General features: G+C 60.7%; 25 protein-coding genes and 2 pseudogenes. 6 read left to right on the top strand and 21 right to left on the bottom strand.

Features of this window, described 5'->3' with window-relative positions; all coding sequences use genetic code 11:
• Window positions 1-34: 34 nt before the first annotated feature.
• The 13 genes from AB3X95_RS18940 to AB3X95_RS19000 all read right to left on the bottom strand — a co-directional run bounded on the left by AB3X95_RS18940 (window position 35) and on the right by AB3X95_RS19000 (window position 11,453).
• Entirely contained in the window at window positions 35-226 is a 192-nt protein-coding gene (locus AB3X95_RS18940; RefSeq protein WP_087737106.1) for a 2-hydroxymuconate tautomerase, read from the bottom strand.
• A 14-nt stretch (window positions 227-240) separates the two neighbouring features.
• Window positions 241-1,029, bottom strand: a complete 789-nt coding sequence (gene dmpH / locus AB3X95_RS18945) for a 2-oxo-3-hexenedioate decarboxylase (protein WP_368622202.1) — start codon at window positions 1,027-1,029, stop codon at window positions 241-243.
• The gene (gene dmpE / locus AB3X95_RS18950) at window positions 1,029-1,850 is read right to left on the bottom strand and encodes a 2-oxopent-4-enoate hydratase (RefSeq protein ID WP_368622203.1); all 822 of its coding nucleotides are present in this window, start codon (window positions 1,848-1,850) and stop codon (window positions 1,029-1,031) included. Before dmpE ends, dmpH begins: the two co-directional genes overlap by 1 nt.
• An 8-nt stretch (window positions 1,851-1,858) precedes the next feature.
• Window positions 1,859-3,313, bottom strand: coding sequence for a 2-hydroxymuconic semialdehyde dehydrogenase (locus AB3X95_RS18955; protein WP_368622204.1), 1,455 nt, complete (start codon window positions 3,311-3,313; stop codon window positions 1,859-1,861).
• Window positions 3,314-3,350: 37 nt separating this feature from the next.
• Complete coding sequence (locus AB3X95_RS18960) at window positions 3,351-4,280, bottom strand: catechol 2,3-dioxygenase (protein WP_368622205.1); 930 nt, start codon at window positions 4,278-4,280, stop codon at window positions 3,351-3,353.
• 28 nt (window positions 4,281-4,308) lie between these two features.
• Entirely contained in the window at window positions 4,309-4,653 is a 345-nt protein-coding gene (locus AB3X95_RS18965) for a 2Fe-2S iron-sulfur cluster-binding protein (RefSeq protein ID WP_368622206.1), read from the bottom strand.
• 33 nt (window positions 4,654-4,686) lie between these two features.
• Window positions 4,687-5,760, bottom strand: a complete 1,074-nt coding sequence (locus AB3X95_RS18970; RefSeq protein WP_368622207.1) for an NADH:ubiquinone reductase (Na(+)-transporting) subunit F — start codon at window positions 5,758-5,760, stop codon at window positions 4,687-4,689.
• 12 nt (window positions 5,761-5,772) lie between these two features.
• Window positions 5,773-6,132 (bottom strand): phenol hydroxylase subunit P4, encoded by a 360-nt coding sequence (locus AB3X95_RS18975; RefSeq protein WP_368622208.1) that lies wholly within the window; start codon window positions 6,130-6,132, stop codon window positions 5,773-5,775.
• 50 nt (window positions 6,133-6,182) lie between these two features.
• Window positions 6,183-7,703, bottom strand: coding sequence for an aromatic/alkene/methane monooxygenase hydroxylase/oxygenase subunit alpha (locus tag AB3X95_RS18980; RefSeq protein ID WP_368622209.1), 1,521 nt, complete (start codon window positions 7,701-7,703; stop codon window positions 6,183-6,185).
• Window positions 7,704-7,722: 19 nt separating this feature from the next.
• Window positions 7,723-7,992, bottom strand: coding sequence for an MmoB/DmpM family protein (locus AB3X95_RS18985; RefSeq protein ID WP_368622210.1), 270 nt, complete (start codon window positions 7,990-7,992; stop codon window positions 7,723-7,725).
• A 16-nt stretch (window positions 7,993-8,008) separates the two neighbouring features.
• On the bottom strand, window positions 8,009-9,013 hold the full coding sequence (locus tag AB3X95_RS18990; RefSeq protein ID WP_368622211.1) for an aromatic/alkene monooxygenase hydroxylase subunit beta: 1,005 nt from the start codon (window positions 9,011-9,013) through the stop codon (window positions 8,009-8,011).
• Window positions 9,014-9,089: 76 nt separating this feature from the next.
• A complete protein-coding gene (locus AB3X95_RS18995; protein ID WP_368622212.1) occupies window positions 9,090-9,326 on the bottom strand; it encodes a phenol hydroxylase subunit in 237 nt (78 codons plus the stop codon).
• 411 nt (window positions 9,327-9,737) lie between these two features.
• On the bottom strand, window positions 9,738-11,453 hold the full coding sequence (locus AB3X95_RS19000) for a sigma 54-interacting transcriptional regulator (RefSeq protein WP_368622213.1): 1,716 nt from the start codon (window positions 11,451-11,453) through the stop codon (window positions 9,738-9,740).
• Window positions 11,454-11,849: 396 nt separating this feature from the next.
• Here AB3X95_RS19000 and AB3X95_RS19005 point away from each other — a divergent pair, with 396 nt between their 5' ends.
• The gene (locus AB3X95_RS19005; protein ID WP_368622214.1) at window positions 11,850-12,329 is read left to right on the top strand and encodes a lecithin retinol acyltransferase family protein; all 480 of its coding nucleotides are present in this window, start codon (window positions 11,850-11,852) and stop codon (window positions 12,327-12,329) included.
• A 481-nt stretch (window positions 12,330-12,810) separates the two neighbouring features.
• Here AB3X95_RS19005 and AB3X95_RS19010 read toward each other — a convergent pair whose 3' ends face one another.
• Window positions 12,811-13,695, bottom strand: coding sequence for a LysR substrate-binding domain-containing protein (locus AB3X95_RS19010; RefSeq protein WP_368622215.1), 885 nt, complete (start codon window positions 13,693-13,695; stop codon window positions 12,811-12,813).
• A 122-nt stretch (window positions 13,696-13,817) separates the two neighbouring features.
• Here AB3X95_RS19010 and AB3X95_RS19015 point away from each other — a divergent pair, with 122 nt between their 5' ends.
• From AB3X95_RS19015 to AB3X95_RS19030, 4 genes and pseudogenes are all read left to right on the top strand, one after another.
• Window positions 13,818-14,771, top strand: coding sequence for an amidohydrolase family protein (locus AB3X95_RS19015; protein ID WP_368622216.1), 954 nt, complete (start codon window positions 13,818-13,820; stop codon window positions 14,769-14,771).
• A 146-nt stretch (window positions 14,772-14,917) separates the two neighbouring features.
• Entirely contained in the window at window positions 14,918-15,223 is a 306-nt protein-coding gene (locus AB3X95_RS19020; RefSeq protein WP_368622217.1) for a hypothetical protein, read from the top strand.
• 120 nt (window positions 15,224-15,343) lie between these two features.
• Window positions 15,344-15,670: pseudogene (tnpA, locus tag AB3X95_RS19025) on the top strand (IS200/IS605 family transposase); the annotation flags it as partial.
• A 532-nt stretch (window positions 15,671-16,202) separates the two neighbouring features.
• Window positions 16,203-16,390 (top strand): annotated as a pseudogene (locus AB3X95_RS19030) (hypothetical protein).
• A 133-nt stretch (window positions 16,391-16,523) separates the two neighbouring features.
• Here the strand turns inward: AB3X95_RS19030 and AB3X95_RS19035 are convergent.
• Entirely contained in the window at window positions 16,524-17,018 is a 495-nt protein-coding gene (locus AB3X95_RS19035; RefSeq protein ID WP_368622218.1) for an H-NS family nucleoid-associated regulatory protein, read from the bottom strand.
• Window positions 17,019-17,363: 345 nt separating this feature from the next.
• Complete coding sequence (locus tag AB3X95_RS19040) at window positions 17,364-17,786, bottom strand: HU family DNA-binding protein (protein WP_368622219.1); 423 nt, start codon at window positions 17,784-17,786, stop codon at window positions 17,364-17,366.
• Between the two features lie 572 nt (window positions 17,787-18,358).
• On the opposite strand from AB3X95_RS19040, the gene AB3X95_RS19045 reads away from it, so the two are divergent.
• Window positions 18,359-18,697 (top strand): hypothetical protein, encoded by a 339-nt coding sequence (locus tag AB3X95_RS19045; RefSeq protein ID WP_368622220.1) that lies wholly within the window; start codon window positions 18,359-18,361, stop codon window positions 18,695-18,697.
• 782 nt (window positions 18,698-19,479) lie between these two features.
• On the opposite strand, the gene AB3X95_RS19050 is transcribed toward AB3X95_RS19045, so the two are convergent.
• From AB3X95_RS19050 to AB3X95_RS19070, 5 genes are read right to left on the bottom strand one after another with little or no spacing between them, the layout of a single operon-like run.
• Window positions 19,480-19,728 carry a hypothetical protein gene (locus tag AB3X95_RS19050; protein WP_008922258.1) on the bottom strand — a complete coding sequence of 83 codons (249 nt, stop codon included), beginning with the start codon at window positions 19,726-19,728 and terminating at the stop codon, window positions 19,480-19,482.
• A 28-nt stretch (window positions 19,729-19,756) separates the two neighbouring features.
• Window positions 19,757-20,548 (bottom strand): enoyl-ACP reductase FabI, encoded by a 792-nt coding sequence (gene fabI / locus AB3X95_RS19055; RefSeq protein ID WP_368622221.1) that lies wholly within the window; start codon window positions 20,546-20,548, stop codon window positions 19,757-19,759.
• 3 nt (window positions 20,549-20,551) lie between these two features.
• On the bottom strand, window positions 20,552-21,730 hold the full coding sequence (locus AB3X95_RS19060) for an acetate/propionate family kinase (RefSeq protein ID WP_368622222.1): 1,179 nt from the start codon (window positions 21,728-21,730) through the stop codon (window positions 20,552-20,554).
• 4 nt (window positions 21,731-21,734) lie between these two features.
• On the bottom strand, window positions 21,735-22,709 hold the full coding sequence (locus tag AB3X95_RS19065) for a phosphate acetyltransferase (RefSeq protein ID WP_368622223.1): 975 nt from the start codon (window positions 22,707-22,709) through the stop codon (window positions 21,735-21,737).
• Window positions 22,706-25,057 carry a DUF3141 domain-containing protein gene (locus AB3X95_RS19070; RefSeq protein WP_368622224.1) on the bottom strand — a complete coding sequence of 784 codons (2,352 nt, stop codon included), beginning with the start codon at window positions 25,055-25,057 and terminating at the stop codon, window positions 22,706-22,708. Before AB3X95_RS19070 ends, AB3X95_RS19065 begins: the two co-directional genes overlap by 4 nt.
• Between the last annotated feature and the right edge of the window lie 219 nt (window positions 25,058-25,276).

The following is a 25,276-nucleotide window of genomic DNA, read 5'->3' on the forward strand; positions in this document are numbered from 1 at the left end:
ATGTTTCCTTTTCGAGGTCGATATGCGTCGCCAGTCAGCGCCCGAGCGCTTGTGCGGTTCTGCCGCCAATGCCGAAGTCGGTCTTCGGTATTTCGATCAGCAGGACACGGATCGATTCGCGCGGGGCATCGATGGCGTTCATCGCGGCCTCTGTCAGCGCTTCGATCAGGCGTGCCTTCTGTTCGTCTGTGCGGCCTTCGAGCAGATGAACGTTCATGATGGGCATGTTCGTCTCCGTGTCTAGATGAAGCGCATCGATACGCTTCCCAGATGCTGAAAGCGCACCGTCACTGCGTCGCCTGCATTGACAGCGATGGCCTCGGTGACGCCACCCGTCAGAATCAGCGTGCGCGCCGGAATCGACTGGCCGCGCGCGCCCAGCAGGTTCGCGAGCATCGCGACGCTCGCTGCGGGATGGCCGAGCACGGCCGCGCCCGACGCCGTCGCGACAATTTCGCCGTTCTTCTCCATCACGACGCCGAGGTTTTTCAGGTCGATGCCTTGTGCGCTTCGATGCCGCCCGCCGATCACATAGCGCGCCGCCGACGTGTTGTCGGCGATCACGCTCTTCAGGTCGAAGCGGAAGTTCTCGTAGCGCGAGTCGATCACTTCGACGGCGGGCAAGACGAAATCTGTCGCGGCCAGTACGGCGCCGATATGACAACCCGGGCCCGTCAGTTCGCGCGACGTCACGAAGGCGATTTCCGCTTCGACTTTCGGATGAATCAGCGAGGACGTGTCGATCGCGGCACCGTCCATGCACGCACCGTAGTCAGTGAGAAATCCGTAGACGGGGTCGGTCACGCCCATCTGCCGCATCTTCGCGTGCGATGTCAGTCCCATCTTCAGCCCGGCCACTTTCATGCCGCGCGCCGCCTTGCGCTCACGCAACGCATCCTGAATCGCGTACGCATCGGCCCAGTCGAGTTCAGGATGCTCGTCGGTGATCTTGACGATGGCGTTGCGATGCAATTCGGCATCATCGAGCCGCGCTGCAAGGCGTTCAATCGTTGCGTCACTCAGCGTCATCACTGTTCTCCTTCGACAAAGCGCACCGACACGCCGCCGATGCCACCCAGGCTCATCCTCAACACGTCGCCCGCCTGCACGGAAACCATCGCGGCGAGCGAGCCCGACAGAATCACCTCGCCCGCCTTGAGCGTCATGCCGAGGCGGCCGAGCGTATTCGCGAGCCACGCAACGGCATTCGCGGGATGACCGAGCGCCGCCGCGCCCGCACCCGTCGCGGCAATCTCGCCATTCTTTTCGAGCGTCATGCCGACGAGCGCGAGATCGAGTTCACGCGGATCGACCGCGTTGTCGCCGAGCACGAACACGCCCGACGAAGCGTTGTCAGCGACGGTATCCTGAATGCGGATCTTCCAGTCGCGGATGCGCGAGTCGACGATCTCGAAGCAAGGCAACACGGCTTGCGTCGCGCGCAGCACGTCGGCATTCGTCACGCCAGGGCCAGCGAGATCGTGCTTCAGAACGAACGCGATTTCGCCCTCTGCTTTCGGCGCGATCAGCGAAGAAAGACCGATCGATGCGCCGTCATTGAACACCATCGCCGAAGTCAGATGGCCGAAGTCCGGTTGCCGGACATCGAGCATGTCCAACACCGCCTGGCTCGTCACACCGATCTTCTTGCCAATCACGCGCTCGCCGTCCAGCGTCGTGCGCCGCTCGATCATGCGAAGCTGGATGCCGTACGCGTCGTCGATGGTGATTGCGGGCTCGCGCGCCGACAGCGGCTCGACGGGTTGCGCTTCACGCAGCGCGCGATAGAGCTCGTCGCCGTAACGCTCGATGGCGGCGGGCGTCAGCGTTGATTTCAGTTGTATCGTCATCGCATTCCTCACAGCTTTATGCAGACATTGCGCAGTTCGGTGTAGAACTCGAGCGAATGCACGCCGCCTTCTCGACCGATGCCCGATTGTTTCGCGCCGCCGAATGCAGTGCGCAAATCGCGCAGGAACCATGCGTTGATCCAGCAGATGCCCACGTCGAGCGCCCGGCCCATCCGATGCGCGACACCTGCATCGCGCGTCCATATGGTGGCGGCGAGTCCGTATGGTGTGTCGTTCGCTTTGGCGACCACTTCGGCTTCCGTGTCGAATGGCGCGATATGGCAGCACGGTCCGAAGATTTCTTCGCGTATCACGGGCGACGTTTCCGGCAAGCCTGTCCAGATCGTCGGCTCGACCCACGCGCCCGCTTGCAGACCGGCAGGCATGTCCGGCACGCCGCCGCCCGTCACAACGACTGCGCCTTCCGCACGCGCTTTCTCGTAGTACGAGAGCACCTTGCTTCGATGCTCCTGTGAAATCAGCGGGCCGAACGTCGTGCCTTCATCGAGTGGACGTCCGGGGCGTAGCGAACGGGCACGCACCGCCAGCGCATCGACGAAGCGCTCGTAGAGCGGCCGCTGCACATAGACTCGTTCTGTGCCGAGACACACCTGTCCCGTGTTTTCGAACGTGGAGCGCGCGATGCCAGCGACGGCCGCATCGAAATCGCAGTCCGCGAACACGATGCCCGCGTTCTTGCCGCCGAGTTCTAACGACACTGGGCGCACGCCGTTGGCGGCCGCTTTCATGATCGCTTCGCCCGTTCGCGTCTCGCCGGTGAACGTGATCGCATTCACGCCGGGATGCGTGGTGAGGAACGCGCCCGCCGAGTCAGGTCCGAAGCCATGTACGACGTTGTAGACGCCTTTGGGCACGCCGACCTTGTTCATCACTTCGCCGAGCAGCGTGGCCGTCGCAGGCGTTTCCTCGGAAGGCTTCACAATCACAGTATTGCCGCACGCAAGGGCAGGCCCGACCTTCCACGTCATCAGAAGCAGCGGCAGATTCCATGGACACACCACCGCGATCACACCGCGCGGCGTGCGCACGCCGTAGTTCAGCGCGTGTTCGCCGTCGGGCGTCGCCATCGAAAAGCTTTCCGTCGGCACGTTCCTGATCATGTCGGCGAATACCTTGAAATTGGCCGCGCCGCGCGGAATGTCGACATGGCTTGCGAGCGCATGCGGTTTGCCCGTGTCGGCAATCTCCGCGGCGAGGAAATCGTCGACCCGGCGATTGATTTCGTCGGCTATGCCATACAGCAGATCGACGCGCTGCTGCACCGTGAAACCGCCCCACGGACCATGCAGCGCCGCTTGCGCGCCACGCACGGCGGCGTCGACTTCTGCCTGTCCCGCTTCGTGAACAAGGCCGATCACGCTGTTGTCGACGGGACTGCGGTCCTCGAATGTGCGGCCCGTCGCGACCCATTCGCCGTCAATGAAGTTCTTGAATTCAGTCATGGATGCACCACTGTCAAATGCGCAAGGAGGCGGCAGATCAGGTCAACACCGTGAGGAACGCATCGTTGAGCTTGCGGTCGTGATAGAAAATCGCGCGCCCCAGATCCTTTTCGTGCCACGTGATGACAGGCTTGTCCGGGTAATGGATGTAGCCGCCCGCAAATACCTCGTTACGATTGCCCGATGGATCGAAGAAATAGATCGTCGCGCCGCGCGTGATGCCGTGACGCGTCGGTCCGATATCGAGCGCGACGTCGTGCTTCGAAATCAAATCGGCTGCCCTTAGCACGTCGCCCCACGAATCGAGCACGAACGATGCGTGGTGAAACTTGTTCTTTTCGCCGTGCCGGATGAATGCGATGTCGTGCGCCTTGTTCGAGCATGTGAGGAACGCGGCAATCTGCAAGCCCTCGGGCGTAACCACCTGTTCCGTGAGCGAGAAGCCGAGTACTTCGCGGAACAGCTTCACGGTATCGTCGAATCCGTCGCCATACAGCAGGCAATGATCGAAGCGGCTCGGCGACATGCCGCGCAATCCATCGGGCCACGGGTCGGGATTAACATCACCGGTTGCCGTGCCGATCTTCTCCTTGTGCGCGAAGAGCTCGATCGCGTGGCCCGTCGATACCGTGAAGCGGAAGCGCATGCCCGTCTGTAAATGCTCACCCGCCTCGATCCATTTGCAATCGCTGACGAGCCCCGAATCCTTCACCGCGATTGCGAGCCTGTCGAGTGTCGCTGGGCCGTCGACACGAAAGCCGACGTAATCCATGCCGGGCTCATCGGCTTCGCGCAGCACGACACTGTGGTGATCGTGCTCGTCCCAAGCTTTCAGATAGACGCGGCCATTTGCATCGCGTCCCGTTTCACGCAGCCCGAGCACTTCCGTGTAGTGACGCACGGCTGGTTCGAGTTCGAGAACCCGCAGCGCGATATGGCCGGGTCTCAGCACGCCTTGTAATGCCATGATGTGTCTCCTGGTGTTTGTGATCCGTCTACTGCGCCTGGGCTTGCGCTTGCATGTGTGCATTCGCGCGGGCTTTCCCGATACAGCGGGCCATCGTTCCGACTACACGCAGCGACAGATCCGACAACGGCGTGATACGGCAGGCGAGCACCGTGCCCTGTTCCTCGTCGTCGGCGCTCACGTACGCGCGGCTCATCTTGCAGGCGTGATATCGGCCGCTGAGCACCTTCACCTTGCACACGCCGCATCCGCCGCCTCGACAGCCGACGGGAATGCCGCGCCCGCCCGCTGCCGCCATTGCCTTGAGCACCGTCGCATCCGCGTCGCAGCCGAATGCATCGCCCGTGTTTTCGACTTCGATCCGATAGGTCATGTCGTTCGCTCCGTTCAATGGGGCGCGACGACGTCAGATGCGAAACAGCGGGCTCTTCGCTGCTTCGCCTGCATCGGCCGCCGACAGGAACTTCTCCGTATAGATGTCCTTTTCGAACAGGCGCCCTTGCATCAGCGTCTTGATGCACGCTTCGATCATCGGCGGCGGTCCGCACAAATAGGCTTTATGTCCACGGAAATCCGTGACGCCGGCTGCATCGGTGAATTGCTGCTTCAGTACTTCGTGGACATAGCCGCGTGCGCCGGACCATTCGCTGTCTTGCGGTTCATCCGATAACGCCGGCAGGTAGCGGAAATTCGGGTGCCGTCGCGCGAGCGCTTCGAAGAAGTCCACAAAGTACAGCTCTTCGCGATTGCGCGCGCCCTGAATCAGCGTGATCGGCAGCGTGGATCCTTCATGCAGCAGATCGACGATCATCGACTTCGGACTCGACAGGCCTGATCCGCCCGCGAGAAAAATGGTCTTCACCTGTGCCTGCTTGCGCACGAAAAAGCGTCCGAACGGCGCCGAGAATGCGAGTTGCGCGCCGTGCTGCAACTCGTCATGCAGCCAGCCCGTCGCCGCGCCGCCAGGCACGCGCCGGACATGCAGTTCGATTTCCCCGTCATGCGGCGCATTGGCAATCGAAAACGCGCGTGCGTCGTCGCAGCCAGGCACCTTCAGGTTCAGGTACTGGCCCGCCTGGAACCGGACAGGTTGCGCTTCATGCATGGCCATGCGGATCACGCGAATGGTCGGCGTCACGTCGTCGATTGCGGTGACGGTGCCTTTGAAGTCCTGCAAGGGCAGATTCTGCGCATCGGGATCTTCTTCGAGGTCCGCTTCGATCACGAGGTCCGACATCGGCGTGGCGCAACAGGCAAGACACTTGCCCTCCTCACGCTCGAAGTCCATCAATGCGAAATCCGACGCACTGCCCTGATCGATTTCGCCACCCACTACCTGCACCTTGCACGTCGCGCACAAGCCGTGACAGCATGCATGCGGCAGCCATACGCCCTGACGCAGGCACGCATCGAGCAGCGTCTGCCCCGCTGCGATGTCGATAGTCTGGCCGAGCGGTTCGATACGAACGGTGTAGTCCATGGCTGCCTCCTGCTAGCTGTATGAACCGTTGACGCCCGTGAGCCCTGGCGTGCGCAGACGGATCACATCCTTATGCACCAGACCGTTATCGGTGAGCGACAACGCTGCATCCGGTTGCCACGGTTGCCCCGAACGCAGCCACTGCGCGTCGTCCCAGTCGATCTTCGCGAAGTCCGGGTGCACGCCGTACAGACCGGGCAGCACATCGGAGACGAGTGCTCCGAACGTCATGTCCGGCGAAACAGGAATGCAGAACGGCGATGCAAACATCAGGTGGTCTTCCCAGCCGATATAGAGCAGCCGGTTCCCGTGAAACCTCGCTTCGGCGTCGGCGGGCTCGAATTCATAGGGTTTGAGGGCGATCGTCGCCATGTCATGTCTCCTTCATTGGATATCGTGCTTGATGCCTTGCATTGAGTGCTTCAGCTTTCGACCTGTTCTTGCCCCGCGCCCTTCCATGCATTCCAGTTCCGTTCATCGGGTGAGCCCGCAAAATCGAGGTTTTCATGACCATTGCGGATGTGGTAATACTCGAGCACGTCGTCGAGCGTCGCGCCGCCGCAATTGCCCTGATAGATCTGATGCACAGGGAGCCACGCCTGCACATATTTCTCGGGCTCGCCATCGAAGATGTCTTTGCAGCCGTCAGAGCAGAAGTGGAACTTCATGCCGTGATATGTCGATTCACGGTACGCGATCTTCGTCGGATCATCGGGCTCGCTGAAGGTCAATGGAATCTGGCAGGTCTGGCACAGCATCGGCAGATTCGTGTTGTAGAAGCGCTTGCCAGCCTGCTGCTGTTCGCGCCAGTACTCGAGACGCGGCCGGTAGAGCCGCTCGAAATGCTCGGGGTACTTTGCGGAGAGCCAGTCGAGTTCTTCATCCGACGGCACCCACGTATGAAAATCCGCTGCGCCTGCGTAGTTGTAGAACGTGCCCCAGGCTTCGTGGGTGATGCGGTCCTTGGTTTGCGTCGCGATCTCGTGATACTTCGGCATACGCAGGCCGTAGCGTTCAAGATCCTGAAAGAGCGCGCCACCCGCATCCTCGAAATAGATCTTCCATGCCTCGGACCACGACATCACGCGCTTGGGCAGCATGTAGTCCATCATCATGCCGACAAGTGTCAGCAGCCGGAAGCCGCGCCAGAACCACTTGTCGAGCCAGCGCTGGACGATGGGCACGTTCACAGGGTCCTGTTCGCACAGGAACTTGATCACTTCGAGACCCAGCGTCATATGGCGCGATTCGTCGGACTGCGCCGAGAAGCCGAACGTGACGGTCGCCATGTCGCCGTTATAAGCCGCGCCCGACATGAACGGCATGAAGAGCAGATTGGTCAGCACATACTCGAAAGAGAACGAGATGGCCGTGATGAACTCGAACGGGCCGGCCGTTGCCGCATCTTCGAAGTACGACTTTGGCACCGACAGATACCACACCCGGTCGTGCATGTGTGGCCACTCGGAAAAGCCGTTGAAGTACTTGTTGTAGAGCGACAGTGTATGCACCTGTGTCTGGGAGTGCCGCAATTCGTCGATCGATTGCATCTGGCACGCGACGCGCGCGCCGACACCGCGAAAATGCCGGCCAAGATGCGCGTAATTGCGATGCGCCGAATACTCCAGCGGCGTGACAGCCGTCAGGAAGAGCTTAAGTGTGTTGATATAGCGCGCATCCGATACGTTCATGTGCCCGTTGTTCTGCGCGAACGAATCGATGATCGCGTACAGCTTGCGTTCTTTTTCTGCCTGGTACTTCCAGTACGCGTCCATCGTCATGCGGAACGGGTCTTCCCACTTGTCCCAGTCGTGAATCACGATGCCTTCGTACTTGTCATAAGGAAATACTTCGTCCATTGGCTGATACGTGGTTTGCCAGCCGAGGCCGCGCGTCATCAGCGCGTACTTCTCTTTCAGATTGAGTTTCTTGCGTACGTCCATCGTGTGTCTCCTGGTGTTCTCAGACGTGCCAGTGCAGCGTGAAGGCGTCGTCGGTTTCGTCGATGTTTCCCGACAGCGAGATGAGGTTCAGTTGCAGTTCCTGGATGTTCCAGTCGCGGCCCATCTCTTCGGATACGTGTTCGCGCGAGATCACGAGCTTGCCTGGCGCGTCGATCTTCACCATCGCCGGGTACTCGGTAACGGCGGCCTGAGGGTTTTGCGAAATAATGGCGGCGACGATGGCGCGCGTTTCGTCGGTGTTCTGCAATGCGATGTAGACGTTCTGCATGACAGCCTCGAATCGGTTAGGCACTAACCGGCGCAGCGCCGAGTTTCGCGAGACGGGTGGTGAATTGGGTGCGGACTTCTTCGAGCGCACGCCCGGCGTCGTCATCGAGCAGCATCGCCGCGAGAGGGCGCAGCGCTTCGATCGTGCGCGCCTGGTAATGCGCGGCCCAATCCGCAATACGTTGCTGATTGGCGGGCGATTCTGCTGTCACCGTGCGGATCACCGAATCGATCCACTTCACGTGGTCGTTCTGCCATTGCTGCTCGAACTCGGTGAGCATCGCGAGATTCGCGCCGATTTCACGTGCAGCGCGCGCATCGAAGTGCTGATAGACGAGGGGATAAACAAGGCCGTCCATTACGAGGTTCTGCGCGACGAAATTTTCGAACCAGTCCGCGACGACGAAGATGTCCTCGACCAGCTTGCGCATCGGTTGCCACGCTTCGCTTTCGAGCCATGCGACGCGCGCACGTTCTAGCGCTACGCCCGTGTTGCCGTCGAGCGCGAGGCCGATGCGAGAGATGTACTGCGCAATGCCGAGGCGGTCCATCGCGCAATACGTGCAGGCTTGCGTGATCGCGGTGCCGTAGCCGTAATCCGCGCACAGCATGTTGTTCATGTTGGCGCCCCACTCGACATGACGCAGCGGCAGCAACCCCGTAATCAGCCGCTCTTGCCATTCGAGTGCGAGGCCAGTCAGCAGGCCGCGTCGCTCGGCCAGATCGAATGCTGTCTCAGCCGCTTCCTGCTGACGCGCGCGCGCCGTGACATAAGCGCCGTAGTAGTACTGCCGTGGGTCCTTGAGCGCGTACCAGTCGCTCATCACGATCTGCGTGCGGGCCGTGTCGTACAACTGAAACTCGGGCGCCCACGTCGGGCGATAGTGGAAGTTCGCGGTCGGCTGGATGTCGTAGGTGGCTTCCTGATAGCGCGACGCAGGCTTGTCGCCGAAGCGGCGCGCGACGTGGCCATAGGTTTGACGCAACGGCTGAACCTTGAGCGTCCTGATTTCGATCTGCATGAAACTGTCTCCGTGTTGTCAGTGCTATATCGAATGAATCCGCTTGATATGCGGTGCTTGTCTTTTGTCTTTCGCCTCAGCCTTCGAAGCGCCAGCGTTCTCTCGAACGTTCAATTCCGCTCTCGTCGGCATCGAGTGTCTGTACTTCGTTGATGCGGCAGAAGTGCTCGAACATCGTGTCGTTCATAATGAGTTCGACGGTGAGATCCGAATCGCCGACAGAGAAGTCGAACTCGACATACCCGTCGTCGCGCCGGCTTGTGATACGCACGTAGCGTCGAGTACTCCAGAACAGCGGTTGGGGATGATTCATCGTGATCTCCTGTCACAGCCTTTAATGCAGGAGGTATGCCATGCACGTCTTATCGGCATGACAGGGGGTTGGCATCTTTAATAGCGCTGTATTTCGAGGCTTTTTGCTTTTTTGATTGATCAAATCATCAAGCGCGAGAGGCGTGTTTCATCGTTTGATCAATTGGATTCGATTGCCGCGCATCTAGAGCGGCGCAACGCCCGTTTAGCGCGTGGTGAGATGAAGATGCGGGGAGAGAAGCGGAGCGATACGCTTGATGAAAAGATCAAACGCGCCGATCGAGCTATATGTCTGCGAGGGATGACATGCTCGTTGTCACTGCGTGGCAAAGACGCGTGCCCGAGCACTTGAAGAAATATTAGCCGGCTCCCGTGGACCGGCCTGAATGACGGGATCAAGCGAAATAAGCGGTCACTCCTCGGCCGAAGCCGATGCCTTATCGCGATTGCGCCACCGATACGCCAACTGCGGCCTCGTGATCCCCAGCATCCGTGCCGCCTGGCTCAGATTCCCTGCGGCGCGCTCGACGGCAGTTTCGATCAGCATGTTCTCAATGCGATCGAGCGGAATGCCCTCACGCGCCATATGATCGAAGAGCGCATCGGTGGCACTGGCGTTCTGGCGCAAAGGACGACCGCTCGCATCGAGCGAAGCCGTATCGGACTCCACTTCCGCGGGCGGAGAAGCGAACAGATCGCACTCGGTAATGCGCGAGCCAGGCGCGGCGAGAATCACACCGCGCTCGACTACGTTCTCCAGTTCGCGCACATTGCCGGGCCACGTATAAGCGCGCAATGTCGTTATCGCGCGATCGGTCAGCCCGAGTACGCGCTTGCCATGCCGCGCAGTGTACTTCGCGATAAAGCGCTCGACGAGCAACGGGATATCGTCGCAGCGCTCGCGCAACGGCGGAATCGTGACGGGATACACGTTGAGCCGGTACAGCAGGTCCTTGCGGAATGTCCCGCGCCGCACGGCATCGTTCAAATCGACGTTGGTCGCGGCCATCACGCGCACATCGACGCGCCGCACATGCGTATCACCGACGCGTTCGAACTCGCCTTCCTGCAACACGCGCAGCAACTTGGCCTGCGCATTCGCCGAAAGCTCGCCTACTTCATCGAGAAAGAGCGTGCCGCCATCGGCGCGCTCGAAGCGTCCAGGGCGGCTCTGATGCGCACCCGTAAACGCGCCGCGCTCCACGCCGAACAGTTCTGCTTCGATAAGTTCTTCCGCCATCGCCGCGCAATTGATCGCGATGAATGGTTTGTCGCGTCTGCGGCTCACGTGATGCAAACCGCGCGCGAAGCGTTCCTTGCCGACGCCCGTTTCGCCGAGCAGCAGCACCGTCACGTCGCTCGGCGCGGCGCGCTGCGCGAGCCGCCACGCTTCGATAAAACCATCGGAGATGCCGACGAGATCTTCGGGTTGCCCCGTGTCGTCCTGCATCGAGCGCAGGCTCTCGACTTCGCTTTGCAACTGAAGCAGCGTATCGAACACGGGGTCGGGTTGATAGAGCTTGAGCATCTCTTCGCCGTCGGGCCAGTCCTCGACCGGCTTGCCGACGATACGGCAATTGCGGTCGCCGCAACCGACGCACTCCGTTTCCTTGTAGAGAATCGTGCGCCCCATCAGCGACGACGTATAACCGCTCGCGTAGCCGACTTGCATCCAGCACACGGGCTCGTCGCCGACACCGAACAGATGCCGGTGTACTTCGGCTTCGAACGAGTCTTCCCACAGATGGTCGCCGTAGTACTCGCCTTTCTCGATGTCGATATGAACATCTATTGGCGTCACGCGCACATTGCCTTCGAGCACGTGAAGACATGGACCGATTTCGAGCAAGCCGAAGTCGCTCGCCGTCGGACGTAGCTTGCGCGCGAGTTCGGCGTCGCGCGCACCGGACTGAAATCCCATTCGCGCGAACAGGCCGCGCGTGCGCTCGAGTCCGAGTGTATCGACGAGTTCCTTGCGCAACGCGCCGAGCGCGGCCGTATGAAGCAGGATCATACGGTTCTCGTCGAGCCAGATATGCCCCTCCTGCATGACGAACTTTAGGCGACGCGACAGGTTGTCGAGACCTTCGCGCATGCTCGCCGAAAATCGGGCGGTGCTGTCTCCCACGACGTCTCCTTATTGGATCGAGTAATCGTTTTTACGCCTATTGTAGGCAAGGTCTGTGCCGCACTGCGTTCGCGCGGGCACGCCTGACTTCTTCAACGTCCCTGCACGGTCTGCTCAGTGTTTACACTTAGACGCGTTTAACCATTTGATCAAAGCGCCCCAATCGATTCAACGATTTCGTCAAAACGGGCGCGCCTCTCGCTCACAAGCCGGGCTCGCGTTCACGTTCTCATGAACCGCGCACGCCGCTTGATCAATTGATCAAACCGGCTGCCATGTGGCCCCGGCAAATAGATCAGCAGAATCGCCGGCATCGGGCGCTCACGCTTGATTGGCGCCTATTGGCACTGCCTATGCAGAGCATCGCGCCAACTGGCTATGGCTGCGGTGAACGCGATGACGGACTCCACGAAAACACTCGATCAGGCTGATGATACCGGCCTCGTCATCGGTGCTCACGTCGTCACGCAACGCCGCTGGTATACGCATCACGGCATCTATGCGGGCAATGGCAAGGTGATTCACTATGCGGGCCTTTCGCGTTCGCTGCGGCGCGCGCCCGTCGAAGAAGTGTCGTGCGACGAGTTCGCCGGCGGTCACGCGATATGGGTCGAGCGCACGCCCGATGCGCGCTATGGCGGCGCGGATGCCGTTCGCCGCGCCAATCAGCGTCTCGGCGAAGACCGCTATCGGCTGATGACCAACAACTGCGAGCACTTTTGCGCGTGGTGTCTGTATGGCGAAAGCCGCAGCGGCCAGATCGAGCGATTGACGAGCCTCGCGCGGCGCGGACGCGAGTTCGTTGCCAAGGCCTTGCTCCATGCCGGAACGAAAGCTTTCTTAGCAGGCACGACGCGTTTGGCCGTTCGAGTTTGAGGAAATCGTCACGCGGCTTCGATGCATTACACACTGGATGGCCGCGCCGTGCCGCACCAGCGCCGCATTGAACGGGTACCCAGTGCCCCCCGCAAGACCATACCGCAATCACCCGCTATCTCGAGCCCGGCCTTTGGCAGCAGGTCAACGATTACGTCGCGCCAATGCCGCAGGACACCCCGCCGACAGCGCGCACTACGGCGGGACAGACTGCAGGAATGGCAACGGCACAGCCCCGGGACAAAGGATAGGAGCGGCAAAGACCCTAAGGCCCCGTATCGGCCGCTGACGCGGGCCGCGCTGCACACGATCGTCAAGGAAGGATGTCTTCGTCGGCGCGGCCGCCCGACTGTGCGAACCCTGCGCAGCATTCGAAAGTGCGCGCCATCCTCGGGCATGCGTCGGCTCAGCATCACCAGCCTTTATCTTCACGTCGACGACGATCGCTCGCTAGTGACGACAATCAGCGCAGCGAGGTTGTTCATGCGGCACGATTGCCCAGCATCTCAAGGTAGCGCTGAACGGCTCCCCATTCTCCACCGATCCGGCTGATCGCGACCAGTTCCGCCTTCGGGCCACGCCCAGCAAGTTTCCGGTAGACCACATTCGGCGCTGCGATCTTGCTCAGCGGCGCGGGCGCGAGAGCCAGGCCGAGTCCCGCACCCGTCAGTGCCAGGACGGACAGCGTGCTGCTTACCTTATGTGCGATGCGAGGTTCCTTTCCCAGCACCTGACGCAGGATCGTGAGCTGACCATCGTCGTCCCCATCGGCTGCATAGAGAATGAACGGCTCGTCAGCGAGCGTGGCGGAGGACAGGGAGCGTCGGTTCGCGAAAGGATGACTGCTGTTCATCACGACCTCCCATGTCCAACTTCCGACCAGGCGCACCGCGAGCTTCGGATCGAATTCGACGCCGAACGCCGGGCAGTAGCCGATGTCGAGGCGATCCGCGAGAATCGCTTCCTGCTGGGCAGCGGGTGCCATCTCGTGCAGTTCGAGCGCGACGTTAGGCCATGCGCGATGAAACGCGAGCAAGTCATCGGACAAGGTCCCTGCTGCGACCGCATTGCCGACGAAGCCGATCCGTACCACACCAGTGTCCCCGCGCGCTGCGCGCTGGACCAGGCGCTTGGCCCGCTCAGCTTGCTCAATCGTCCGCCGTGCCTCGACCAGGAACAGCTTGCCGGCGTCTGTCAGCGCCACCTTGCGCGTGCTTCGCACGAACAGCGTGGCGCCCAGTTCTTCCTCTAGCGCGCGGATCTGGACGCTCAGCCCGGGCTGCACGATGTGCAGCCTCTCAGCCGCCCGCCCGAAATGCCCCGCTTCGGCGACGGCGAGAAAGTAGCGCAGATGACGGAGGTCCATGCGGATCGATTGATTACTGAAAGTGACTAATTTCTAACTTTAATCTATTGGAATGAAAACGCAAGTCGGCGCATCCTGACCTCAGGACGCTACCCCCAGTGTCATTCGTACAGGAGCCGGCCATGACCGCGAAAAACCGTATTGATGTCCACCAACATATCGTCCCGCCGTTCTGGGCCGACGCGCTGCCGTCGCACGGTGGCGATCCATCCGGCTGGCACATGCCTACGTGGAGTCCTGACAGCGCTATCGCGTTCATGGACAAGCTGCAGACCGCCACCGGCGTCTTGTCGCTGACCGCACCTGGCGTGCAGGGATGGGCCGCCCATGAGAAGCGTGACATCGCGCGCCGAGTCAACGAATACACGGCCGACATCGTCGCCCGATATCCGGCGCGCTTCGGCCATTTCGTCACCATCCCGCTACCGGACATGACCGGCGCGCTGCTCGAGATCGATCATGCGTTCGACGCTCTGAACGCCGACGGCGTCGTCCTGCTCAGCAACTATGGTGGCCAGTATCTTGGCGATCCCGCATTCGAACCCATGTGGGCCGCGCTCGACCGGCGCCATGCTGTCGTGTTCGTTCACCCGGCCAAGCCGGGCATCGAGACAGTAAGGGGCATGCCCGGACCGATGCTCGACTATCCATTCGACACGACGCGCACCGCCGTCCAGCTCGTGCTCAACGGTGTGATTGGCCGTTATCCGAACGTGCGCGTGATCCTGTCCCACGCGGGCGGGTTTCTGCCGTATGTGGCATACCGCTGCGCCGAACTGGCGCCCGGCGTGCGTGCCGACGTGCCGTTGACGGATGACCTCCTTGTGCTCTTTCAGCGCTTCTATTTCGACATGGCGTTGTCTTCGAGTCCGGCGGCGCTGCCGAGCCTCACGGCGTTCGCGAAACCTGGACACATCCTGTATGGCAGCGACTATCCATATGCGCCGGCGTCGGTGGGCGCGTCGTTCACCGAGATGTTTGATGCCTACGACGGGCTATCCTCAGAACAGCACGCGGCGATCAACCGCGACAGTGCACTCGAACTGCTCCCTCGCCTTGCGAAGCTGACGCGGTGACACGTCCGCGAGGACTGGTACGGGTCGCTATGTAAAGCTTTGCCATCTCCTTTGCAAATCACAACTGCGCGCACGTATCCTCTGGGCGGGTATATCACGATGCCAGGTGTTAGGTACTACTGCGGCAGCAAGCAAGCGGCTCTTTGATGTATCTATCGCTCAAACCCAATACCAGTAAGGATTTGCTGGATTTCTATCATTTCTTTGTACCCACGATTTCGTCGACTTTTCCCAACGTTTTGCGGCTCAAGCCGGCGCGGCTCTCCACGGGTAACTCGACTGAGTTGCGAGCCTGCCGCGGCCTCGCGCATCCTGGACTGCACGACGCAGCGCGACAACATGCGCCAGCGGCACGGCGGCGCGATGTCCGGCCCGGCCGCGCCAACGCGGCAGACGAAGAAAAGCCCGCGCGAGGCGGCCCTATGTTGCAGACGCCGATTGCGGGCCACTGAGAAAGCCAGATTCACACGGGCACACGCGACGCGCAAGGTCAGCCGGATACCGACGAAAACTCGACTGTGAAACTCTGGACTTGATCGGACAGACGATGTCAGATCGTCCGGCTCAGTACGGTTTTCACACAGGAAGTGATCGATGACTTGCGAGCAATCTTCGCGAAGGTGTGCGCCCACTTCGAAGCGCAACTCGTGGCGTTCGAAGGCGAGGACGACCACGTACACTTGCTGGTGAACTACCCACCGAAGGTCGCGTTGTCGGCGATGGTGAACAGTCTCAAAGGCGTCTCCGGCCGCATGATCCACAAGAAGAACTATCCGAGCGTGCAGCGAAAGCTGTGGGGTGGCGCGCTATGGTCGCCGTCCCAATTCGCGGGGAGCCGCGCCGGGGCGCCCATCGAAATTGTGCGCCAGTACATAAAACAGCAACGGACGCCGCACTAGCGCCTTTGAAGGACCGCCAGGTCCGTTGCATCCGGGTTAAGCCATGCGTACGCCTTCGGCGCCCGGGCTATCCTTCCCCACCGTGAACGGCGAGGTTTCCCGCGCACCTGATCAATATACTCGACGTGGAATTTTCCCGAAGAGTTGACCGATGACCTCATTACCGTGATCAACGAGTACGACCGCCAGTTCTGCGTCACCCGTATGGACGTTGTAGTGCGCGCGAGCGACCACCTGGACAGGCTTGTTCATCGGGCAGTGCAGCAGGCACGCGCCGCCGCTAAGCATCTCCAAATTGCACCGTAATCTTTCGTCTTACGTTCGCCGCGCAAACACGGATGTGGATGAGAGGAGCGACAGTCGAACCTCGATGTTTCGTGGCAATGCGGGGCAACGCACACAACCATTGGATCCGCTACAGGTGATGGAGTTTGCTACCCGCATACCCCGTTACACTGGCTTCGAAGCAATCGACATCCAGCCCCTGCAGACATCGAAGGCGTCGTTCAACACGTCGCTCTAACGACAAATTATGGAAATGCGCGTCAGCTACGAACACAGCCTTGCGTCGTCCCCGAACGAGTTTATTGTTCAGGTCCCTTCACAACTCGTGAGCGATGTTTCAGCCAACGTTCCGCGCGCCTTGTTACCTGAGTAGCCAATCTGATCGCCGAGCGATCGCCGACAATTGGAAAGATCCGTAACCTCAGGATTCTTTAGGCAACGCCTCGCGCAGACGCATTTTTAGCCGTAGGCTTCGCCGCTGTCGCCTTCCTGCGTGGGACTTTTTCGCAGCTGTTTTGCACGAAAGCGTTGATTTATCGGCGCTCGCCTTCGAAGTAGCCGAGCGCTTCTAGGCTGCAGCGATCAGGAACTTCGTCCGGTCCTTTGCGCTGGCAATCCACGCGGGTGCCCGACCACGGCCGCTCCACGTCGCTCCCGTTTTGGGGTCCTGATACATCGGAGGCTGCGGGCCTCGGACGTAATTCCCGGCTTTTGGAAGTTTCTGCGCGGTCGCCGATGACTTCGCCGTATTTCCCGTAATCAGGAACCCGCTGCGGTCCTTGGCATTAGCTATCCAAACCGGCGCTCGACCGTGCCCGGTCCAGGTCGCTCCCGTCTTCGGGTCAGCGTACCTTGCAGCCGATGCCTTCGCCGGTATGGTTGCGCCGGTTTTGCGACCCCGACGTTTGCTGATAGATGCCTCGATATCCGCGATGGTCAGGGCATGCTGTTCCATCAGACTCCGAATCTTCCCGATCACCCTGGAGGAATCTCTTGCCGCCAATGTTGATGCCTGCGCCTTAAGCTTTGCGATTTTTGCCTGAACTGATTCCAGCGTAGCCATGGTTTATTCCTTTGGATAAGGATTCACACTATGCCATATTGCCCAGCGAATACAACAATTCACAATACGCCTGTTCGCAAGCAAATGCGGCTCAGACGTTGTTCCCCTGGCTGACGAGAATCTGGGCGTATTCGAATTGCGAGTGCGAATGAGTTCCGAATTCAGCGAATGCTCAAATAACGCATTACTCGAAACGAAGGAGTTCTCCCCCAAGCGCCATGTACGTCAGTGTCTCCTGGGTCAATCGTTTCATTACGCTGAAGATGCGGTCGGCTTCGATACCAGCGACCAAAAAATCAAAGAAAGCCCGCTGAAAGCGGGCTTCATTGCGTCTGAGCATTCTCCTCAGGCTGCTGCAGCATCCTTAAGTTTCTTCAGCGGACGTACCTTCAGACGGACGGTTGCCGGCTTGGCATCAAACCAGCGCTCCTCGCCTGTGAACGGGTCTTTGCCGAAACGCTTCTTCTTTTCCGGAACCTGCTGTACCCCAATCTTGAGCAGGCCCGATAGCGTGAACTCGCCTGGCCCTTTCTTATGGACGGCGCCGAGGATGGTGCTTTCGAGTGCGGCGAGCACCGCCTTTGCCTGCTTCGGTTCAACACCGGCCTGCGTGGCAACATGGCTCGCAAGCGACGCCTTGGTGAATTGCTCTTTCAGGGGTTTGGGTGTCGCGCTTGCGGCAGTTGTCTTCTTTGGCGATGCTTCTTTCTTCACTGCGGTTTTCGCTTCAGCTTTCTTCGCTGAGGAGTCTGCGGTCTTCTTTGCCATTTAAATTCTAGTTTTCCGGGTTTAGAGAACCGCTTAAGACGGCACACGACGCTGAGCGTTACTGCACCGTCTTAAGCTGGGCCTTAGCGTAACAATGGTTGTTTCTCCATGCAATGGGATCAGCCCTTCATACGGGCTACTTTCTCGATTTGTGTCTCAGTATTTTCCCGGAATTGAGTACCGCTATAGCTGCAGTGCGGCGACTCCGGCGAAAGAAAGCGCCCCGACGAAGGAACGGGCGAGGCGTGGGCACACCGCCGCCGACTGCTTTAGCTGCTGCCTGATCGCCGAATTCGTGCAAGCAGTAGCCTCTGCTCAGCTCCGGTCGATTTTGAGAAGTGGCTTTACGGTCGCTTCCAAGTAGCTAATGAATGAGCTGCGCGCTCGATCTAACCGGTCAGTCGGCTTATCTACATTCGATCGTTTGCTCACCGCGACCTCCGTTACTCATACGGCGGCTGAGAGCATGGTCACTTAATTTCGGGGGATGAGATATAGAGGGGATCAGACGTATTGGCGTTCTTCTGAAAGCCATCGGTCTCGTTTGGCTCTTTTTCTTCGGCGGAGCCGCTGTGTTTGAAGCGATTGGTAGCTCCCGCGACATGACCTTTCAGGAAAAGCAAGCAGTATACGAGCAAGTAACTGGGCGAAGCCTCGAGAAAGACGCCGAGGCGCGAAAAGTCAGCGTGCTCAACGGGGCAACTGAGACTGACCTTGACAAGTGGCTTGGCACAAATGACCAGAGCGAAAACGTTCTCAAGGCGTTCTTCGTAAACCGACCGACGAATATTCGTGTTCGAGATTGGGGATCAGTGGCTGCCTACTCGATCTTTGCGATTGTCGGTGGCGCCATTTTCGCCTCCATCGGCTGGGTCGTCGCTGGGTTTGCGCTCAAGCGGGAGACGCCATGACAGGGAGCGCAGATCGCTCCTGTCTGCGTGCTTGCGCACGCTGGCGTTGAACCCTGACATCGCTATTGCAGCTGTCCGGATGCCAGAAAAGCCAGCCGAAGCTGCCTTCCTAACGGCGACAGCTGACCGTCCGTTTTGACTGCGCTCACGTCGGCCGACGTGTGACCGAATGGCCGTTGTGGCCAAGAAATTGCCGTCGATGCGTCACTGGGTCGGGGGACGCTTGTGGGTCGGTTCCGGGCAATCGCGTCGGCCAGAGTTCGGCCACAACCAGCCAGTGGGGGAAACTTTGCAAACGGCCGCTCCGGTACCGACAAGAGCCATCCGCACATGACGCGTCGATCATCAGAAAGACGGTGGTCACGCTCCGACTCAGTATCAAACCCGGAATGACATTTACCTGGACCGTCCATCCCCAAACGGGCGCAAAGGATGTCGCCGTGAATTAGTCGGCTGGTCGCGTTGATTGCTTTTCACTAAAAGGGTCTCCGGGATTTTCGTGCCGTTTGCGCGGCAAGCCGGCAAGCACGCGCCAAACATCGCGCGCCAAGCCGGAAACGGCATGCTCTTCAGATTTCGTTGACCGGGCTACATAGAAAAGAATCGCAGCCACCGCGACCGCCCGTTAATTCTGGAGGGAGGATTCGCACATCGATCAATTATCAAGGATCGCCAGAACCACTTGACAAAGGACTGCTCATGGAAAGGCACCCCTATAGTCGGAAATTCACGCATTGAGTTTGCTGAAAGCGGCCCATTTTGTGCGGCGCCACCCCTGCCGGTCATTCTGTCGGGCCCGGCACAATGATCGCTTCGATCCCGTGGTCGTTCCAGAACACGTGATGAATCCTGGCCTGAAGCAGTCGCAGCGCTTCCGGCTGCAGATCATGGAACGCAAGCAGCACAGCAGGCCGGATTCCGGTACCTGCCATGCGCTCAATGGAAACAAACGGCGGGAAGCCATAGCGGCTCAAAAACCCCCGGATGTCTTCGTCGGAAACAGTGTCTTCGACGGTTTGCAGCAATAGCATAGTCACGATGTCCTTCTCCTGTGCAGTGTCACGCCATGATGTTGACGCCGCCATCGACATACAGCGTTTCCCCGGACACTCTCCGTGCGTACGGCGTGGAGAGGAAAGCGCAGGTGTAGCCGACGTCCATGATGTCGACGAGTTCGCCGAGCGGCGCACGGTGGGCTGCTTCGTTGAGCAGCAGACCAAAGTCCTTGAGTCCGGAAGCGGCGCGCGTCATGAGCGGACCCGGTGAGATGGCGTGAACGCGGATGCCCTGCGGACCTAGTTCATGGGCGAGGTAACGCGCGCACGCTTCGAGCGCGGCCTTCACCGGTCCCATGACGTTATAGTTCGGCACGACCTTGCTAGCGCCGTGATAGCTCATGGTGAGCAGCGTGCCACCTTTATCCATGAGGGGCGCGGCAAGCGCGGCCATACGCACGAAGGAATGGCACGAAATGTCCATCGCCTGCGCGAAGCCCTCGCTCGAGCAGTGCAACAGGCCGCCCTGAAGGTCATCCTTCGGTGCCCACGCAATCGAGTGCAGCACGATGTCGAGGCGTCCCCAACGCTGGCCTATTTCGCCAAACACCGCGTTGAGCTGGTTCGCATCCGCGACGTCGAGCGGCAGCAGCATGTCAGCCTCCAATTGCTGCGCGATTGGCTCGACCCAGGCTTTCGTCTTTTCCGTGGCATACGTAATCGCAAGGTCAGCGCCGAGTTCGCGGAACGCCTTCGCGCACCCGTATGCAATCGAGTGTTCGTTGGCTATGCCCGTGACGAGCGCCTTCATGCCTTTGAGCAGTGGGCCGGCCTGTCCGCTGTTTTCCGTTGACATAGCTCACTCCACGACAGCGCGCGTATGGCGCGCAATCATCAGTTCTTCGTTGGTCGGAATGACCCACACCGGTATGCGGCTTGAAGCGGTGGTCACGAGCGGTCCGCTCTTAAGATTCCCAGCGACGTCCAGTTCGACACCGAGCCACTTCGCTCGCCGCACGACAGCCTCGCGGACCGCCGCCGCATGTTCACCTATGCCGCCGGTAAAAACGAGCGCGTCGATGCCATCCATGGCGGCGGCAAGCGAGCCCAGTTCACGCGAGATGCGATAGACGAAAAGATCGATCGCGAAGCGGGCCCGAGGATCATCGCTTTCGAGCAGCGTGCGCATGTCCGCGGAGACGCCCGATACGCCGAGCAATCCGGACCGGCGATACAGAAGATCCTCCAGAGCACGCGCATCCATGCCACGCTCTTCCATCAGGTAAAGCACCACGCCGGGGTCGAGATTGCCGCAGCGGGTGCCCATCGGGAGGCCATCAAGGGCAGTAAAGCCCATCGTGCTGGCCACGCTCGCGCCCCCCACGAGGGCGCACATGCTCGCGCCGTTGCCGAGGTGCGCAATCACAGTGCGCCCCGAGGCCGCCCCGGGTGCGACGTGTGGCAGCACGCTGGCGATGTACTCGTACGACAACCCGTGAAAGCCGTAGCGCCGCACGCCGAGGTCCGTGACCGCCGCCGGGAGCGCGAACGCCTGGGCCACGTCGGGCTGCGTGTGGTGGAACGCCGTATCGAAGCACGCCACCTGCGGCACGTCGCGCTGCATCTGGTCGAAAAGACGTATCGCCTTCAGGTTATGCGGTTGATGCAGTGGCGCCAGCGGCGTCAGCTTGTCCAGTTCGTCGACCACGGCAGGGGTCAAGCGAACCGGCCCGCTGAAGCGCTGCCCGCCGTGTACCACACGATGGCCGACGGCCACCAGCGTGTGTCCTTCGCGGTGCTCCTCAAGAAACACACCGATGTGGTCGAGCCCGTGCCGATGGTCCAGCTCCGTACCGGCGATCCACTCCTTCGCGTGGTGCTCGCCGTGACGGTCCAATGCTTCGAATCTTGCGTGCGACGTATAGAGTCCATCGACCTGGCCATGCACGACCAGCTCGAGCGCACTGCCCTGCTCTTCGAACGCCGAGAACTTGATACTCGACGAGCCAGCGTTGAGGACGAGAATCACGTGTGCCATGGCATCATCCCTCGATCATCGCCGCCTCGCACCGCGCGAGGGCAACGAGCGCGGCCACCGCGCACGAGGCGAGGCGGGTAATGAGCGAATCGGCCCGGCTCGTCAGGATGATGGGCACGCGCGCGCCCAGCACGATACCGGCCGCGTCCGCGCCCGCGAGGAAAGACAGGCTTTTGGCCAGCATGTTGCCCGCTTCGAGGTCGGGCACCATGAGCACATTGGCGCGCCCCGCCACCGGCGACTCGATGTGCTTGATGCGTGCCGCCTCGGCGTCGATGGCGTTGTCGAGCGCAAGCGGACCGTCGACGAGTGCCGCGGTTACCTGCCCGCGGTCCATCATCTTGCATAGCGCGGCAGCCTCGATTGTGGACGGCACTTTCGGGTTCACTGTCTCCATAGCCGAAAGAATCGCCACCCGCACTTCCGGAAACCGCAAGGCGTGGGCAAGATCGATCGCGTTCTGCAGGATGTCGACCTTTTCCTCAAGCGTCGGAGCGATGTTGATCGCCGCGTCGGTCACGATTAGCGGATCGGCGTGTCCCGGCACATCCATCACGAAGCAGTGGCTGATGCGCCGCCCTGTGCGCAGTCCCGAATCGCGGCGGACCACCTCGGCCATCAGTTCGTCGGTGTGAAGACTGCCCTTCATGAGCGCTTCGGCCTTGCCTTCGCGCACGAGCTGGACGGCCGCGGCCGCCGAAGCTTCGCTGAACGGTGTGTCGACGATCGGGTAATCGGCGATCGAAAGACCGCATTCCGAAGCGACGGAGACGATGCGCTCGCGCGGACCGACGAGCGTGGGCGCGATCAGCCCTTGCTGCGCCGCCTCGACCGCCCCCTGCAAGGAACTCCTGTCGCAGGGGTGAACGACGGCCAGAGGCATGGGCGCGAGGTTACGGCATTGCGCAATGAGCTCGTGATACTTGACGTGTCTGGATTCCATGGCGGGTTCCCTCACTGACGGGTTGGCGGCACTCACGATGCCGTGGTCCGAACGCGCGGTGCGCGGGCCTTTTGGGGCTGCGACTCGAGCGCGGTTGTCGCGCCGAGCACTGACCGGATGGCGCGCAGCGCCTCTTCCTGCGCGGGTGTCGGCGGGATGCGCAGCACCCGCCGGTCGGCCAGCAGCTTGTCGAGCAAGGTCAGGAGCCGGTTTCGGTCTTCCGGGCTGGCGAGCAGATCGGGCAACGTCTGGATAGCCTGTGGCGGCTCAAAAGTCGCGATGAGTTCCTGCTCCCCGCGAATGCGCCGCCAGTCGGCAGGAGGCAATTGCGGCAGGTAGTCGGCATATTCATCGACCAGTTGCTTGACTGTCTCGATGCGCGATAGCGGCAGCGGCTCGCCCTTCGGCGCGAGGAGGAACGCGGTGCGCGCGACCGCCTCGTTGTAGCCGCCCTGCCTCAGCGAGGCGAGCGCCGCCTGGACGAACGGCAGGTTGCGAGGATCGGCGGCGGCGGACGTGCCGGCCCCATGCTCGCCGAGGCTGTCCGGGTCGTGCATTGCGAAAAGAGTCGCGTAGATGGAGAAGAACAGTGCTTCGATGCTGGCGTCTCGTACCGCCCGGAACTGGTCGAGCGAGGCGCTGATCAGTTCTGAGCCGCGCTGCTCCACCTTGCGCCAGGGTTCGAGGTCGCTCGAGGGCTGCCGGCTGGCTCTGACAGCATCGGCCATCGGACGCAGCGCGGCCAGCCACGGATTCAGGTCCGAGAATGCCCAGCGCTGGAGACGCAACGGATGGAAGTCGCGCAGCAACTGCGCGGTCGTCTCGTTCGACGCATGCTGCACAAAGGGTTGAACGAACAGCTCGTAGGCTCGCTGGTTGAACTCCGACACCGCCGCCACGGCCTTGAACGGCTTTTCGTCCTCGCGCCGCAACTCATTGAAATGCTCGACGGCTTCTTCCAGCCGGTGTTCGGTGAGCGAGACCTCGTATTCGGTTTTGCCGTCTGCGCCCTTAACCTCCTTGATCGACATGCCGTAGAGGCCCGGCGCGAGCGTCTCGATTGTCTCCAGCACGTTGAAGATCTGCGTGTATTCCTTCTTCGCCACCTTCCCGGAAACAAAGATGCCGAGATGGCCGACGTCCTCGTGCATCAGGGCGACGATGACCTGGCCGCGCGCCTTGATCTCCTCGGTGCTGCTGTACATGTCAGCGACCCAGTTGAACGCCTGTTGCGGCGGCGTGATGTTGTCGCCCATCGATGCGAAAAGGATGATGGGCGAGCGGATGGCGCGCAGATCGAAGGATTGGCCCGACGGGCCGGACACTTCGCCGGACCACAGCTTGTTGCCGATAAAGAGGTTACGGGTGATCCACTCGATCTCTTCCCGGTTCATCAGGTAGTAGCTGCCCCACCACCGCTCGAACTCGATAAAGCGCGCCGGTTCCGTATCGATGTTGGCGAACACGTTGTAGTACTTGTCCCAGAACGTGTTGGCGGGGTTCAGATACTCGAAGTTGTTCACGAGATGCGCGCCGTCGAACTTGCCGTTGCCAAGATCGGCGGACAGGGACGAGAGCCACGTGCCGCCCAGAATGCCTCCGGCATAACGCATCGGATTGGGCGCCTCACCCTCGCTCCACGCCCCGCTCCAGTAAGACATGGGCGCGCCGTTGACCAGGATGGGACCGGTGTCTTCCGGCGACGAACTGGCAAGCATCATCGCGGCCCAACCGCCCTGGCAATTTCCGACGATCGCGGGCTTTGGGCTGTCTGAATGCAGTTCGCGCACCTTCCGTACGAACTGCTGCTCGGCCGCGCACACGTCGAGCAGGGTCTGGCCGGGCTCCGGCTCCTGGAAGAACACGACGAAATAGACGGGATGACCAGCGCGGAGGGCAACACCGACCTGCGAATCGTCCTTGAAGCCCCCGATGCCGGGACCGTGCCCGGCGCGCGGATCGATGATCAGATACGGACGCTTCTTCACGTCGACCGCGACACCCTCCGGCGGCCGTATCGACAGCAGAGCGTAGTTGACAGGCCGCTCAAAGTGCCTCGCGTCGAGCACTACGTCATAGTCGAAATGCAACGCCGGCTTGATCCCGGCCTTGTTGCGCTCTATGAACTCGTTGCCGCGTTGTCGCAAGGTATCCCAGAACAAGACGGAGCGCTGCGCGAAATCGGCCGTATAGTGCCAGGCACCCCATGGTGTGAACTGCGCCAGATTGGGAATGGTGAGCGCGGACGTGCCATCGCCCCCCTTGATTGCGTCGCTCGTCCTCTGTCCGAACCGTTGCCGGGCCTCTTCCAGGCGATTGTGCAACAGGCGCAGGATTTTCAATGCGATCTCCTGATTGCGTGGCGGCTGTGTAACCTGATCCATCTCATGAATCTCCTTTAAGCGAAGCGACTTAACCTGGCAGGACTGCACATTCCGTTGCCTGGTTACGCAGAGAACCCTGGATGCCGTCTGGATTATGGGCGGCACCAAGCAAAGACAATCCTTCATTTGATCGTTGCGTCATGTATGACATTATTATCATTATATTCCCGATCGATGACCGGTCGAGTTCAGCGGGTTGCGTCGTGACGCCGCAGGGTG

It is taken from the genome of Paraburkholderia sp. BR13444 (assembly GCF_040948755.1).
Classification (GTDB): Bacteria; Pseudomonadota; Gammaproteobacteria; order Burkholderiales; family Burkholderiaceae; genus Paraburkholderia; species Paraburkholderia youngii.